The organism is Pseudomonas sp. RT4P38 (assembly GCF_054897765.1).
Map to the genome: position 1 here is coordinate 537,491 of NZ_CM142703.1, position 15,269 is coordinate 552,759.

The 15,269-nt window shown below is 58.4% G+C and carries 13 protein-coding genes; 6 read left to right on the plus strand and 7 right to left on the minus strand.

What is annotated here, in order from left to right:
- Both grxC and secB read left to right on the plus strand, forming a co-directional pair.
- Nucleotides 1–255, plus strand: a complete 255-nt coding sequence (gene grxC / locus ACYZT7_RS02535) for a glutaredoxin 3 (protein ID WP_462039820.1) — start codon at nucleotides 1–3, stop codon at nucleotides 253–255.
- A 41-nt stretch (nucleotides 256–296) separates the two neighbouring features.
- The gene (secB, locus tag ACYZT7_RS02540) at nucleotides 297–782 is read left to right on the plus strand and encodes a protein-export chaperone SecB (RefSeq protein WP_461967853.1); all 486 of its coding nucleotides are present in this window, start codon (nucleotides 297–299) and stop codon (nucleotides 780–782) included.
- Nucleotides 783–896: 114 nt separating this feature from the next.
- Here the strand turns inward: secB and ACYZT7_RS02545 are convergent, their stop codons facing one another.
- Nucleotides 897–1,352: a tRNA (cytidine(34)-2'-O)-methyltransferase gene (locus ACYZT7_RS02545; RefSeq protein WP_007949025.1), complete on the minus strand. Its 456-nt coding sequence runs from the start codon at nucleotides 1,350–1,352 to the stop codon at nucleotides 897–899.
- On the opposite strand from ACYZT7_RS02545, the gene ACYZT7_RS02550 reads away from it, so the two are divergent.
- On the plus strand, nucleotides 1,351–1,791 hold the full coding sequence (locus ACYZT7_RS02550) for a hypothetical protein (RefSeq protein ID WP_462039821.1): 441 nt from the start codon (nucleotides 1,351–1,353) through the stop codon (nucleotides 1,789–1,791). The two genes, ACYZT7_RS02545 and ACYZT7_RS02550, sit on opposite strands and share 2 nt — an antisense overlap.
- Nucleotides 1,792–2,340: 549 nt before the next feature.
- On the opposite strand, the gene ntrC is transcribed toward ACYZT7_RS02550, so the two are convergent.
- The 5 genes from ntrC to glnA form a co-directional block, all read right to left on the minus strand.
- Entirely contained in the window at nucleotides 2,341–3,777 is a 1,437-nt protein-coding gene (gene ntrC / locus ACYZT7_RS02555) for a nitrogen regulation protein NR(I) (RefSeq protein WP_462039822.1), read from the minus strand.
- The gene (gene glnL / locus ACYZT7_RS02560; protein WP_008024908.1) at nucleotides 3,774–4,859 is read right to left on the minus strand and encodes a nitrogen regulation protein NR(II); all 1,086 of its coding nucleotides are present in this window, start codon (nucleotides 4,857–4,859) and stop codon (nucleotides 3,774–3,776) included. The genes ntrC and glnL overlap by 4 nt, the downstream gene beginning before the upstream one ends.
- A gap of 230 nt (nucleotides 4,860–5,089) precedes the next feature.
- The gene (locus ACYZT7_RS02565) at nucleotides 5,090–5,710 is read right to left on the minus strand and encodes a DUF4124 domain-containing protein (RefSeq protein WP_462039823.1); all 621 of its coding nucleotides are present in this window, start codon (nucleotides 5,708–5,710) and stop codon (nucleotides 5,090–5,092) included.
- Nucleotides 5,707–6,222: a DUF4124 domain-containing protein gene (locus ACYZT7_RS02570; RefSeq protein ID WP_462039824.1), complete on the minus strand. Its 516-nt coding sequence runs from the start codon at nucleotides 6,220–6,222 to the stop codon at nucleotides 5,707–5,709. The genes ACYZT7_RS02565 and ACYZT7_RS02570 overlap by 4 nt, the downstream gene beginning before the upstream one ends.
- 294 nt (nucleotides 6,223–6,516) lie before the next feature.
- Nucleotides 6,517–7,923 carry a glutamate--ammonia ligase gene (gene glnA, locus ACYZT7_RS02575; RefSeq protein WP_149411305.1) on the minus strand — a complete coding sequence of 469 codons (1,407 nt, stop codon included), beginning with the start codon at nucleotides 7,921–7,923 and terminating at the stop codon, nucleotides 6,517–6,519.
- A 330-nt stretch (nucleotides 7,924–8,253) separates the two neighbouring features.
- Here glnA and thiI point away from each other — a divergent pair, with 330 nt between their 5' ends.
- Entirely contained in the window at nucleotides 8,254–9,708 is a 1,455-nt protein-coding gene (thiI, locus tag ACYZT7_RS02580; RefSeq protein WP_461967859.1) for a tRNA uracil 4-sulfurtransferase ThiI, read from the plus strand.
- Between the two features lie 139 nt (nucleotides 9,709–9,847).
- Nucleotides 9,848–11,668, plus strand: a complete 1,821-nt coding sequence (typA, locus tag ACYZT7_RS02585) for a translational GTPase TypA (RefSeq protein WP_449642782.1) — start codon at nucleotides 9,848–9,850, stop codon at nucleotides 11,666–11,668.
- Nucleotides 11,669–11,885: 217 nt separating this feature from the next.
- On the opposite strand, the gene ACYZT7_RS02590 is transcribed toward typA, so the two are convergent.
- A complete protein-coding gene (locus ACYZT7_RS02590; RefSeq protein ID WP_008149447.1) occupies nucleotides 11,886–12,329 on the minus strand; it encodes a YkgJ family cysteine cluster protein in 444 nt (147 codons plus the stop codon).
- A gap of 254 nt (nucleotides 12,330–12,583) precedes the next feature.
- On the opposite strand from ACYZT7_RS02590, the gene ACYZT7_RS02595 reads away from it, so the two are divergent.
- On the plus strand, nucleotides 12,584–15,034 hold the full coding sequence (locus ACYZT7_RS02595) for a glycogen/starch/alpha-glucan phosphorylase (protein ID WP_462039825.1): 2,451 nt from the start codon (nucleotides 12,584–12,586) through the stop codon (nucleotides 15,032–15,034).
- The last annotated feature ends 235 nt before the right edge of the window (nucleotides 15,035–15,269 follow it).

The following is a 15,269-nucleotide window of genomic DNA, read 5'->3' on the forward strand; positions in this document are numbered from 1 at the left end:
ATGAGCAACGTCGTCGTCTATTCCAGCGATTACTGCCCTTACTGCTCGCGAGCCAAGTACCTGCTCGAGAACAAAGGCGTAGCCTTCGAAGAGATCAAGGTCGATGGCAAGCCGCAGGTGCGTGCCGCCATGGCCCAGAAGGCCGGACGTACGTCCGTGCCGCAGATCTGGATCGGCAGCACCCACGTTGGCGGTTGTGATGATTTGTTTGCCCTTGAGCGTACCGGCAAGCTCGACGCCATGCTCAAGGCCTGAATGCCTTCCCTGTAAGACCCCAAGATCAGAAAGGATCTGAGATGACTGACCAACAGAACACTGCAGCTAGCGAAGAAGAAACCGCACCGCAATTCTCCTTGCAGCGCATCTACGTACGTGACTTGTCCTTCGAAGCCCCGAAAAGCCCGGCGATCTTCCGTCAGCAGTGGGAACCAAGCGTCGGTCTGGATCTGAACACCCGTCAAAAGGCACTGGAAGGCGATTTCCACGAAGTCGTACTGACCCTGTCCGTCACCGTGAAGAACGGCGACGAAGTGGCGTTCATTGCTGAAGTGCAACAGGCCGGGATCTTCCTGATCAAGAACCTCGATGACGCTTCGATGAGTCACACCCTCGGCGCGTTCTGCCCGAACATCCTGTTCCCGTACGCTCGCGAAACCCTGGACAGCCTGGTGACCCGCGGTTCGTTCCCGGCCCTGATGCTGGCTCCGGTGAACTTCGACGCGCTGTACGCACAGGAACTGCAGCGCATGCAGACTGCGGGCGAAACTACGACCGTTCAATAAGCGATCCAATGTGGGAGCGAGCTTGCTCGCGATGAGGTCATCAGCTTCAACATTTATGTTGGCTGACACACCGCCATCGCGAGCAAGCTCGCTCCCACATTTTTTTATGTAGCGTTATTTAAAACCGAGTTGACGCCAGCCTTCGTAGACGGCAACCGCCACGGTGTTTGACAGGTTCAGGCTGCGGCAGCCTTCACGCATCGGCAGGCGCAGGCGCTGTTCACCGGGCAGGGCATCGAGTACTTCCGCCGGCAAACCACGGCTTTCCGGGCCGAACAGGAATGCATCGCCTTCGGCGAAGCTGGCATCGTGGAACGGCCGCGAGCCCTTGGTGGTGAAGGCGAACAGCCGAGGATGGCCGAGGCTTTCCAGGCAGCTGGCGAGGTCTGCGTGGCGCTGCAGGGTGGCATACTCGTGGTAATCGAGGCCGGCCCGGCGCAGACGCTTGTCGTCCATCTCGAAGCCCAGCGGTTCGATCAAATGCAGGTGGCAGCCACTGTTGGCGCACAGCCTGATAACGTTGCCGGTATTCGGCGGAATTTCTGGTTGGAAAAGGATGACGTGAAACATGCACGGCTCCGAAGGTAAAGATGAGCGGCATTCTACGCCTGAAGCTGACCCGCGTTCGAAGCTATTCCCGCGAGTGATGGCTTCGCTGGCGATTGTCGGGGTGATGGTAGGGCTGATGATCGGTCGCCTGACCACCCCCGACCCCAGCGAATTGCAGCAAGTGGAGGTGACGAACGATGGGCTGGTGGTGTGGTTCAACAACGAACCGAAGACCCATGGCGAGTTCGTCGACGGTAGCCTTGCGCTGCTGTTTGAGGCTGAAGGCAAGGCGCAGAAAGGTCAGCTCAAGCTCAACGACAAGAGCGTGAACTGGCGAGTACGTTTGAGTGATGGGGGGTTGTTGCTGACGGTGGTGGCGGCCCGGCCACTGCAGGGCGAGTGGGTCGGTAGCGAGGTCGATGACCGCTGGCGGCTGGAGATCCATCTCCGAGAGCAATAAAAGAGGGAATCCCCGGCCTGCCTGTACCAAGGTTCCCAAAACGGCAGGGCTCGCGCATTGCGTCGTGAGCCCGGTGTAAAGAAGGAACCCCTGACCTGCCTGTATCAAGGGCCCCAAAACTGCGTGGCTCGTCGCTTGTGCGGTGTGAGCCGGTGTAAAGAGGGGAATCCCCGGCCTGCCTGTACCAAGGTCCCCGAAACTGGGTAGTGAATCGAATCACTGAATGGACTAATGCAGGGGGCGTGCCAGGTTTTAACAAGTTGAAACAGAAAGCTGCTTTGAAGCGCTGAAAGCCCCGTGATTCGGGGCTTTCGTGTTTTTTCGATCGGGGTTCGATTGCGAAAGCAGGCGGGGTTTCAGATCAGTTACTGTGCGCGATTGCGGTTCACGGTGCATTCAGTCGGTGCACGATGGCTCCAAAAGCATCGCGAGCAAGCTCGCTCCCACAGGGTTCAGGGGGTTCACTCAATCGTGAAAACACTGAAATCCACTGTGGGAGCGAGCTTGCTCGCGATTGGATGTAACTGTAAGCGAAGGACTAAAGGCTGCTTAGCCTTCATCCCCCTCATCATCATCCCCACCATCAACCTTCATCCCCAATTCCTTGATTTTGCGAGTCAGGGTATTACGCCCCCAGCCCAGCAAAACCGCGGCGTCGCGGCGGCGGCCGGCGGTGTGTTTGAGGGCGGTTTCGATCATGATCCGCTCGAACGCCGGCACGGCGCTGTCGAGCAGGTTCGACTGGCCACGGGCCAGCGCCTGATCAGCCCACTGGCGCAGCGCTTGCTCCCAGTTGGTCACCGGCGCCGAATCCTGCGGCAGGTTCAGCAGCTCTGGCGGCAGGTCGCTGATGTGCACTTCGCGACCCGAAGCCATCACCGTGATCCAGCGGCAGGTGTTCTCCAGCTGGCGCACGTTGCCGCCCCACGGCAGGTTCTTCAGGTATTCCTCGGTTTCGCTTTTCAGCAGCTTCGGTTCCACCGCCAGTTCTTGCGCGGCTCGGCTGAGGAAGTGCTTGGCCAGGGTCGGGATGTCTTCGCGACGGTCCGACAGCCGTGGAATATGGATGCGGATTACGTTGAGGCGGTGGAACAAGTCCTCACGGAATTTCCCGGCGTGCACCAGGGTTTCCAGATTCTGGTGAGTCGCGGCGATGATTCGCACATCGACCTTCACCGGCACATGGCCGCCGACGCGGTAGAACTCGCCGTCGGCCAATACCCGCAGCAAACGAGTTTGGGTGTCTGCCGGCATGTCGCCGATTTCATCGAGGAACAGCGTGCCGCCGTCAGCCTGTTCAAATCGCCCGCGACGCAGGTTGGCCGCGCCGGTGAACGCGCCTTTCTCATGGCCGAACAGCTCGGATTCCATCAGGTCTTTCGGGATCGCCGCCATGTTCAGCGCAATGAACGGCGAAGCCGCGCGCGGGCTGTGACGGTGCAGAGCGTGGGCCACGAGTTCTTTACCGGTCCCGGATTCGCCGTTGATCAGCACGGTGATGTTGGAGTGGCTCAAGCGCCCGATGGCGCGAAACACTTCCTGCATTGCCGGTGCTTCACCGATGATTTCCGGGGTGCGGGTCAGGGCAACCGGGACTTCCAGGCCTTGCTGTTCTTGGGCGTGCTGGTTCGCGCGTTTGACCAGCGACACCGCTTCGTCGACATCGAACGGCTTGGGCAGGTATTCAAACGCGCCGCCCTGATAGGACGCGACAGCGCTGTCCAGATCGGAGTGAGCGGTCATGATGATGACCGGCAGTCGTGGGTGTTGTTCGCGAATCCGCGCCAGAAGGTCCAGACCGCTGGTACCCGGCATGCGGATGTCGGAGATGATCACGTCCGGTTGCTGGCGCGCCAGGCGGCTCATCACGCCATCGGCGCTGTCGAAGCTTTGCGTGGTCATGCCTTCTTGCTGCAAGGCTTTTTCCAGGACCCAACGGATAGAACGGTCGTCATCGACGATCCACACGGTTTCACTACGGCTCATGTCGATGTGGCTCCTTGTTCCAGTGGCAGAAAGATCGAGAAGGTGGTGTGGCCTGGATGGCTGTCACATTCGATCAGGCCCTGGTGCTGGCTGATGATGTTCTGGGTTATGGCCAGGCCCAGCCCGGTACCGTCCGGGCGGCCGCTGACCATGGGAAAGAAGATGGTTTCCTGCAACTCCGCGGGAATGCCCGGGCCGTTGTCGATGATTTCGATCTTGGTCACCAGGCGATGACGCACGTGACCAATGGTGAACTGGCGCATGGCGCGGGTACGCAGGCTGATGCGGCCAAGGCGCAGCTCGTTCTGGCTGCTGATGGCCTGCATCGCATTGCGCACAATGTTCAGAACGGCCTGAATCATTTGTTCGCGGTCGATCAACACGTCGGGAATGCTAGGGTCGTAGTCGCGCACCAACGTGATACAGCCCTGACTTTCGGCTTCCACCAGATGACAGACGCGTTCGAGCACTTCGTGGACGTTGCACATCGCCAGCGACGGCAGTTTGTTGGAGCCGAGCATGCGATCGACCAGATTGCGCAGGCGGTCGGCCTCTTCAATGATTACGTTGGTGTAGTCGCGCAGGCTTTCTTCTGGCAGTTCGCGAGCCAGCAACTGCGCCGCGCCGCGTATCCCGCCGAGAGGATTCTTGATTTCATGAGCGAGGCCGCGCACCAGCATCTTGCTGGTTTCCTGCTTCGACAGCTGCGCTTCTTCCTTGGTGATGCGCAGCAAGCGGTCACGAGGGTGGACTTCTAACAGCAGCATGGTGGCGCCGTTGGCGAGAATCGGCGTGACCGCATAATCGACGGTCAGGGTCTGGCCGGTGAGGGCGGTGAGCATCGCTTCGCGTTTGGTGAACGGGTGCGCCTGCTCGACCGCCTGGCGCAGGGAGTTCAGCGCCTCGGTGGATTCGGTAAACAACTCGCTGATGAACTGCCCATGACTACGCTGACCGCTGATGGCCAGGAGCATCTCCGCTGCCGGGTTCATGTACTCGAGGCGCAGTTCGGCGTCGAGCAGAATGGTAGCGGTGGTCAGGTTGTCGAGTAGCAATCGATGCAGTGCGTCGCTAATGGTCATCAGGACCTCTTTTGGAGCAGGGCGCGCGCATGAAAAAAGCGCTGATACGAGGAAAATGCAAAAACCAAACCAAGGCTCCGAAAAGAAGCGTTTAAGGCCTGAAACGGGCGTTTGACGCTCGTTTGCGTGGCGTTCTGCCGGCTTTGACGGGTACTTTCGAACCAAAATGGGTTGGGGTGTGGGTACAGTGCAGTCTATTGCACCAATATAGTGCGCAAAGCTGAACGGCGTTAGAAGAAACGCAGGAAGGGGTTTTTTGGCTCGATGGGTTTGTCTTTGAGCGGGCATTCTGGCCGTTGGCCGTAATCGGGGAGGGCGCAGGGTTTGACATGGCGCTTCTGTGCGAGGGAGATGCGCAGCATGTGGAACGGCTGGTTGGCTGTGCGCTCAACGATGAGGCCCTGCTCGTCGAGGATTTCCACAGAGAGGTTATGGCTGCCGCGATCGATGTTGCTCAGGGCGAATACCGGGCTTGGGGCGGGCTCTGCGGTGGGTTGGCCGTCGAGTAGCAGTCGGTAGCGATGGCCCCGTTGCAGGCCGGGTTCGCTGGTGACGCTGACGATAATCTCGCCAGCGCTGCTGCGCACTGTGGCGTCTGGTTCCGGCACCAGTACGCGGAGCATGTCGTAGTGGAACAGCTGTTTGGCTTCGGTTTTCTTCGGGGCTGTCATCGGCGCAGCACCGGTTGGGTTGGCGGACATGCGATTACTCGTCGCCAGCGGCACGCGCTTGGCGTTGCCGGAGCCTGGCTGGTCGGTGTAGACCCGATTGCCCTGGGCGTCGAGGTAGGTGAAAACCTCGGCCGTCACCGGCAGGGCGATCAAGCAGGCGATCAGCAGCCACACCCTCATGGCTTATGCACCCGTTGTACGGTGAACGTCACGGTGGGACTTTGCTGCACCAGATTTTCCCCATTGATCACCTGCACCGCGAGGCTGTGTTCGCCGCGATCGACGTTCACCAGTTGCAGGATCGGCACGTTGCTCGGTTGTCCGTAGGGCTGATCATCCAGCAACAACCTCAATAGATGCGGCCCTTGCAGGCGTGGCTTGATCAGCACGCTGACGGTGAAAGTGCCGTTGTTGGCGCGCAACGCCTCCTCGGTGGGCAGGCCGGTCAGTTCCAGTACCTCGTAGGCGCTACGAGGTTGCTCACGGGCGTTGGCTTCGGCAGGCGGTGCAGGTCCGCCCGGCGCCTGGCTTTCGGCTCTGTTGAGCGGAGGCAATTCGACCGGTTGAGCTTTAACGCCATCGGGCGGTTGATTGCTGTAGGCGGTGTTGCCGTCGGCGTCGGTGTACTTATAGATCTGCGCGGCGGCGGGCAGGGCGATCAGCAGCAAGATGAATAGAAAACCACGACCCATAAAATCGACCGGAAGCGAAGGCGTTGAGGTGCAGCATAGGTCAGAGGGGACGGTTGGCCCAAGTTGTAAACATTTGGGCATGAACTGCCAAAATCCCTCAAACACCACAAAACCCTGTGGGAGCGAGCTTGCTCGCGATGGCAGCGGTTCAGCCGACAACAATGTTGAATGAGAAAATGCCATCGCGAGCAAGCTCGCTCCCACAGGTATTTCAGCGCTACTGAATCGCAGCCACAAAAAAGGCCTCCGAAGGAGGCCTCTTTTTGTCACGCCGCGTGCCGCAGCGCTACCGGATCAGCAGCTGTAGTACAGCTCGTATTCCAGTGGGTGTACGAAGGTGCGTACTTTGATTTCTTCTTCGCTTTTCAGGGCGATGTAAGCGTCGATGAAGTCGTCGCTGAAAACGCCGCCTTTGGTCAGGAACGCACGACCTTTGTCCAGCTCTTCCAGGGCTTCTTTCAGGCTGCCGCAAACTTGTGGGATCTCTTTCGCCTCTTCAGGCGGCAGGTCATACAGGTTTTTGTCAGCAGCGTCGCCAGGGTGGATCTTGTTCTGGATACCGTCCAGGCCGGCCATTACCAGGGCAGCGAAGGCCAGGTACGGGTTGGCTGCTGGATCCGGGAAGCGAGCTTCGATACGGCGAGCACGAGGGCTGGACACGTAAGGAATGCGGATCGAAGCGGAACGGTTGCGAGCCGAGTAGGCCAGCATTACTGGAGCTTCGAAACCTGGGACCAGACGCTTGTAGGAGTTGGTCGACGGGTTGGTGAAGCCGTTCAGCGCTTTACCGTGCTTGATGATGCCGCCGATGAAGTACAGAGCGGTGTCGGACAGGCCGGCATAGCCTTCGCCAGCGAAGGTGTTCTTGCCATCTTTGGCGATGGACAGGTGAACGTGCATACCCGAACCGTTGTCGCCGTACAGTGGCTTAGGCATGAAGGTCGCGGTGCGGCCGTAGGCATCAGCAACGTTGTGTACGCAGTACTTCAGGGTCTGAACTTCGTCAGCCTTGGCCACCAGGGTGTTGAACTTCACACCGATTTCGTTCTGGCCAGCAGTTGCCACTTCGTGGTGGTGAACTTCGATGACCAGGCCCATTTCTTCCATGGCGTTGCACATGGAGGTACGGATTTCGTGGTCGTGGTCGAACGGCGGAACCGGGAAGTAGCCGCCTTTGACGCCTGGACGGTGGCCTTTGTTGCCGCCTTCCACGTCCTGGTCGGACATCCACGAACCTTGTTCGGAGTAGATTTTGAACATGGAACCGGAGATATCGGACTTGAACTTCACTTGGTCGAAGATGAAGAATTCAGGCTCTGGACCCACAAATACGGTGTCGCCGATACCGGTCGACTTCAAGTATTCCTCGGCACGCTTGGCGATCGCACGTGGGTCACGGTCGTAGCCTTGCATGGTCGAAGGCTCGATCACGTCGCAAACCAGGATCAGGGTTGGCTCTTCGGTGAACGGGTCGAGAACGGCAGTGCTGTCGTCCGGCATCAGGATCATGTCGGAAGCTTCGATGCCTTTCCAGCCAGCAATGGAGGAACCGTCGAACATTTTGCCTTCTTCGAAGAAAGCGTCATCCAGCGCGTCGCGAGCCGGCATGGTCACGTGGTGCTGAGTGCCTTTGGTGTCCGTGAAGCGCAGATCAATCCATTTGACGTCATGATCTTTGATGAGTTGAACCGACTTCGACATAGTGTCCTCCGGGTGGCTTCGGGCTTAGTAGTGGATGCCCTTGGAATGTGGGTGATGCCGGCGCGAATACTCTGCCATGGCAACCTGCCTCACAAGGGAGCAAATTGCATGCCAGTGCCCCACCATGGGTTTTCTGCCCCAATATCACGCTTATAAAGGAACAAAGCAGCGTAGAACTGGAAATCGCGCCCCGTAATGTAGCGTTAAATTCAACAAATGACCTGTTTTGGTGCGTGCAAAACCTTCTGCACATTAACTGGTTAAACCTTGAGCAATTTCCGCTATAATCCGCGCCCCCCTTTTTCGGCTGGCCCAGCGCGCGCTGTTTTCATGAAACTAATCGTAAAAGTCTTCCCCGAGATCACCATCAAGAGCCGCCCGGTACGGATGCGTTTCATCCGCCAGTTGGCCAAAAACATCCGTACCGTGCTCCGCGACTTGGACCCGGCTGTGGTGGTGAACGGTGTGTGGGACAATCTCGAGCTGGAAACCCGTGTCAGCGAGCCCAAAGCCCTGAAGGAGATGACTGAGCGCCTGAGCTGCATGCCGGGTATCGCGCATTTCCTGCAGGTCGACGAATACCCGCTGGGCGACTTCGACGACATCGTCGCCAAGTGCAAGCAGCACTTCGGTGATGCGTTGGCCGGGAAGATCTTTTCGGTGCGCTGCAAGCGTGCCGGCAAGCACGAATTCAGCTCGATGGATGTCGAGAAATACGTCGGCAGCCAACTGCGCCGTCAGTGCGGCGCCGCCGGAATTTCGCTGAAAGAGCCGGAAATCGAAGTTCGTATCGAGATTCGCGACAAACGGTTGTTTGTGATCCACAGCCAGCACAACAGCATCGGCGGTTATCCGCTGGGTGCCCTGGAACAGACACTTGTGCTGATGTCCGGCGGCTTCGATTCCACTGTTGCTGCTTACCAGATCATGCGCCGCGGGCTGATGAGCCATTTCTGCTTCTTCAATCTGGGCGGACGAGCCCATGAGCTGGGCGTTATGGAAGTCGCGCATTTCATCTGGAAGAAGTACGGCAGCTCCCAACGCGTGTTATTTGTCAGTGTGCCGTTCGAGGAAGTACTGGGAGAAATTCTCGGGAAAGTCGATAACAGTCATATGGGCGTAGTTTTGAAGCGTATGATGTTGCGCGCTGCTTCCCGTATTGCCGATCGGCTGGACATCGATGCGCTGGTCACCGGCGAAGCGATTTCCCAGGTGTCGAGCCAGACGCTGCCGAACCTGTCCGTGATCGACTGCGTGACCGACAAGCTGGTCTTGCGTCCGCTGATCGCCAGTCACAAGCAGGACATCATCGACCTGGCCAACGAAATCGGTACTGCCGACTTCGCCAAGCACATGCCGGAATACTGCGGGGTCATCTCGGTGAACCCCAAGACCCACGCCAAGCGTCCGCGCGTGGAGTACGAAGAACAACAGTTCGACATGGCAGTGCTTGAGCGTGCGCTCGAGAACGCCAAGCTGGTGCCGATCGATCGCGTGATCGACGAATTGGGCCAGGATGTGCAGATTGAAGAAGTCAGCGAAGCGCTGGCCGGTCAGATCGTCATCGACATCCGTCACCCGGATGCCGCTGAAGATGACCCGATGGACTTGGCTGGCATCGAGGTACAAGCGATGCCGTTTTATGCATTGAACGCTCGTTTCAAGGAACTGGACCCTACTCGCCAGTACCTGCTGTATTGCGACAAAGGCGTGATGAGTCGCCTGCATGCCCACCATTTGCTCAGTGAGGGGCATGCCAATGTGCGCGTTTATCGACCGAGCTAAGAGCCCGGGGCTGTTTGCCTGTGGCCTGCGTCACCGGCCCCCCGACGCCGCCGTCAAGCTGTAACGGCAAGGCCTGACTCTACTGTTAATCGCTGCCAAGACTTGTCAGCACACCGAATCCTCTGATCGAGATACACAAGTGATCGAAAATCTACGCAACATCGCCATCATTGCTCACGTTGACCATGGTAAGACCACCCTGGTAGACAAACTCTTGCGTCAATCCGGCACCCTGGAGCGCAACGAGCTCAACGACGAGCGCGTGATGGACTCCAACGACCAGGAGAAAGAGCGCGGTATTACCATTCTGGCGAAAAACACCGCCATCAACTGGAACGGCTACCACATCAACATCGTGGATACCCCGGGCCACGCCGACTTCGGCGGCGAAGTTGAACGCGTAATGTCGATGGTTGACTCCGTTCTGCTGCTGGTTGACGCTCAAGACGGCCCTATGCCGCAAACCCGTTTTGTGACCAAGAAGGCTTTCGAAGCCGGCCTGCGTCCAATCGTGGTGATCAACAAGGTTGACCGTCCAGGCGCACGTCCGGACTGGGTTCTGGACCAGATCTTCGACCTGTTCGACAACCTCGGTGCTACCGAAGAACAGCTGGACTTCAAAGTCGTCTACGCCTCGGCACTGAACGGCATTGCCGGTCTGGAACACACCGCCATGGCGGAAGACATGACCCCGCTGTACCAGGCCATCGTTGACCACGTCCCTGCTCCACAGGTTGACCGTGACGGTCCGTTCCAGATGCAAATCTCGGCTCTGGACTACAACAGCTTCCTGGGTGTTATCGGCGTTGGCCGTATCGCTCGTGGTCGCGTCAAGCCGAACACTCAAGTTGTGGCTATCGACATTGACGGCAAGAAGCGTAACGGTCGTATCCTGAAGTTGATGGGTCACCACGGTCTGCACCGTATCGACGTTGAAGAAGCAGCTGCCGGCGACATCGTCTGCATCAGCGGCTTCGACCAGTTGTTCATCTCCGACACTCTGTGCGACCCACTGAATGTTGAAGCGATGAAGCCGCTGACCGTTGACGAACCCACCGTTTCCATGACCTTCCAGGTAAACGACTCACCTTTCTGCGGTAAAGAAGGCAAGTTCGTCACCAGCCGTAACATCAAGGAACGTCTGGACAAGGAACTGCTGTTCAACGTTGCTCTGCGCGTTGAAGAAGGCGACACCGCCGACAAGTTCAAAGTCTCCGGCCGTGGTGAGCTGCACCTCTCGGTACTGATCGAAACCATGCGTCGCGAAGGCTTCGAAATGGGTGTTGGTCGTCCGGAAGTGATCATCCGCATGGTTGACGGCGTCAAGCACGAACCGTACGAAAACGTGACCATCGACCTGCCGGAAGTATCCCAGGGCGCGATCATGGAACAGATCGGTATCCGTAAAGGCGACCTGACCAACATGGTTCCGGATGGCAAGGGCCGTGTGCGCCTTGAGTACAACATCCCGGCACGTGGTTTGATCGGTTTCCGTAACGAGTTCCTGACCCTGACCTCCGGTGCTGGCATCCTGACCTCGATCTTCGACCGTTACGACGTGATGAAGTCCGGCGATATGTCCGGCCGTCAGAACGGCGTGCTGGTTTCGGTGGCTACCGGTAAGGCGCTGACTTACTCGCTGGAAACCCTGCAAGCTCGCGGCAAACTGTTCCTGGGTCACGGTGAAGACGTGTACGAAGGTCAAATCGTCGGCATCAACAGCCGCGACAACGACCTGGGCGTTAACCCAACCAAAGGCAAGAAGCTCGACAACATGCGTGCTTCGGGTAAAGACGAAACCATCGCTTTGGTTCCGCCTATCCGTTTCACCCTGGAACAAGCTCTTGAGTTCGTGCAAGAAGACGAACTGTGCGAAGTCACTCCTAAGTCCATCCGTCTTCGTAAGAAGATCCTGGGCGAAAGCGAGCGTACCCGCGCTGCGAAGAAAGCCGGTAACTGAGTTTCGACTTAGTTAGCGCTTAAAAAAACGCCCCCGACCGCAAGGTCGGGGGCGTTTTTGTTTGTCTGGGTGTAGTGCGGTGTTTGTCCCGGCCTCATCGCGAGCAAGCTCGCTCCCACAGGGTTCTGCGCTGACACACAAATATTGTTTACGACACATCCCCCTGTGGGAGCGAGCTTGCTCGCGATGAGGCCCGGTCAGGCAGCGAGATTCCGGATCAGAACTTCTCGAGGGTCCGACGGCTCTCGCTGGTCTCGCGCGCCACTTCTTTCGGCTTATACGCGCAATACCCCGGTCGCGGCCCGATTTTCGGGTGGTTGCGGCAAGTATCCGGGCGCTTTTCATAAATAGTGCACAGACGGCTCTTACGATCCAGGTACAGGCAATCGTTGTTGCTCATGCGCTGAAGGGTGAAGATCTCGGACTTCTGGTTGTAACGCTCGACGATGCCTTCCTTCTGCAGACGCTTGGCGATGTTCTTTGGCGGCTCGCCGCGCTCGAATTCATCGACGATGCCGATACGGATCAGATCCTTGATCTTGACCTCGACAGGCAGGGTGCAGCAGCTGGAAACGCACGAACCGCACATCGGGGCGGAGTACTTGGCCCAGGTGTCGAGGCGGTCGATCTCCGCGGCGGCGATCAGGTTGGACTTCATCATCGGTTGTTACCAGCGTGCATCAGGGCGCGCGATCATACCGGGACTGGTGGATTTTTGAACAACCTTTCGCCAGATTTTTTCGTATACCGCCCAATAACACCTGTAACCCGGCACGCCCCCTGCATTCTTTCCGGTGCGCGACAAGGTAATGTCGATCTATCTCACACTAACGGGAAAAACTGCCGAACCAGAGTTCCAACGGCCTGTCAGACCGTCTAGGCTCAACAACTCCACGCTCGCTCGAGGTCCTATCGATGACTCAAGAACCACTTGTTCGCGAAGCAGAGGTGGCCGCATTCCGCGACGCCGTCTTGACCAAACTCACCTATGCGGTGGGCAAAGACCCGGATCACGCCTTCGACCACGACTGGTTCGAAGCCATTGCCCTGGCGGCGCGCGATCACATGGTCGAGCACTGGATGGATCACACCCGGCAGATCTACCGCAAAGGTCAGAAGCGGGTTTATTACCTTTCCCTCGAATTCCTGATCGGCCGGCTGCTCTACGACAGCCTGAGTAACCTCGGCCTGCTTGATGTAGCCCGCGAGGCCCTGACTGAGCTCGGCGTCGACCTTGAACGCATCCGCCTGCTGGAACCCGACGCAGCGCTGGGCAACGGCGGCCTCGGTCGCCTGGCCGCGTGCTTCATGGAAAGCATGTCGACACTCGGCATTGCCGGCCACGGTTACGGCATTCGTTACGAACACGGCTTGTTCCGCCAGGCCATCGTCGACGGCTGGCAGCAGGAACAGACCGAACACTGGCTGGATTTCGGTAACCCTTGGGAGTTCGAACGGCCAGAGGTCGTTTACCCGATCGGCTTCGGTGGCAGTGTCGAAACGATCACTGACGAGACCGGCAAGACCAAGCAAGTCTGGACACCCGTGGAAACCGTTCGCGCGATTGCTTATGACACGCCGGTCGTCGGCTGGCGCGGGGCGAGCGTCAACACGCTGCGCTTGTGGCGCGCCCGGGCCATGGAAGATTTGCACCTGGAACGCTTCAACGCCGGTGATCACTTGGGCGCCGTGGCAGAAGTCGCCCGGGCCGAGAGTATTTCCCGGGTGCTCTACCCGGCCGACAGCACCGAAGCCGGCCAGGAACTGCGCCTGCGTCAGGAGTATTTCTTCGTCGCCGCGTCCTTGCAGGACTTGCTGCGTCGTCATCGCAACATGCACGCCTCGGTTTTAACCCTGGGCGATCATGCCGCGATCCAGCTCAACGACACCCATCCCTCGATTGCCGTGGCCGAACTGATGCGTCAGCTGGTCGATGTTTACGACGTTGCGTGGGATGCGGCGTGGCAAGTCACCGTCGACACGCTTTCGTACACCAACCACACGCTGCTGCCGGAAGCGCTGGAAACCTGGCCAGTCGGTTTGATGGAGCGGATGTTGCCGCGGCACATGCAGATCATTTATTTGATCAATGCCCAGCACATCGATTCGCTGCGGGCCAAGGGTATCCATGACTTCGAGGTGCTGCGTGCGGTGTCGCTGATTGAGGAAGACAACGGCCGCCGTGTGCGCATGGGTAATCTCGCGTTCCTCGGTTCCCACAGCGTCAACGGCGTGTCCGGCCTGCACACGCAGCTGATGCGCAAAACGGTGTTCTCCGAACTGCACAAACTCTACCCTGACCGGATCAACAACAAGACCAACGGCATCACCTTCCGCCGCTGGCTCTACCAGGCCAACCCGGAGCTGACCTCGATGATGGTCGACGCCCTCGGCCCGGATCTGCTGGACAACGCCGAAGAGCGTTTGCTCGAGCTGGAACCGTTCGCCGAGAAGCCTGCGTTCCGCAAGGCGTTCGCCGAGCAGCGCCTGCACAGCAAAAAAGCCCTGGCGTACATCATTCATGAACGCCTGGGGGTCGCGGTCAACCCGGCAGCGATGTTCGACGTACAGGTCAAACGGATCCACGAATACAAGCGTCAGTTGCTCAACCTGTTGCACACCGTCGCGCTGTATCAGGCCATTCGCGCCGAGCCGGAAATCGATTGGGTGCCGCGGGTGAAGATCTTCGCCGGCAAGGCTGCGGCCAGTTATCACCAGGCCAAGCTGATCATCAAATTGACCAACGACATTGCCCGGGTGGTGAACAACGACCCGACCGTGCGCGGTTTGCTGAAAGTGGTGTTCTTGCCCAACTACAACGTCAGTCTGGCGGAAAGCATCATCCCGGCAGCGGATTTGTCGGAGCAGATTTCCACCGCAGGCTTCGAGGCCTCGGGCACCAGTAACATGAAGTTCGGCCTCAACGGTGCGCTGACCATCGGCACCATGGACGGGGCCAACGTCGAAATGTCTGAACGCATCGGCGTCGAACACATGTTCATCTTCGGCCTCAGCGCTCAGCAGGTTGAAGCGCGCAAGCAGAACCATGAGTTCAATGCGACGCCGGATATTGCGGCCTCCCACCGTTTGAATGACGTGCTGCAAGCGATACGCGGCGGGGTGTTCTCGCCGGATGATCCGTCCCGTTACGCAGGATTGATCGATTCGCTGATCGACTACGATCGCTTCCTGGTCTGCGCCGATTTCGACTCTTACTGGGACGCGCAGATGCGCGTTGAAGCCCATTGGCACGATTCGAACGAATGGTGGCGTTCAGCGGTGTTGAGCACTTCCCGGATGGGCTGGTTCTCCTCCGACCGGACCATTCGCGAGTACGCCACGGATATCTGGAAAGCTTTGGAGTAACTTTTAGCAATAATTGCGAGCAAGGCCCGACGGTTGTTGGGCCTGATCGATATACTAAGCGCCGGTTACACCGGGCCAAAGTATGGCTAGGCTCAGTCAGAGGCAATCCAATGTGGGAGCGAGCTTGCTCGCGATAGCGGACGTACATTCAACATCAATGGTGAATGTACGGGCCCCATCGCGAGCAAGCTCGCTCCCACAAGGTTTGTGTTGTTTCAAACTAGACTGGCCCGGA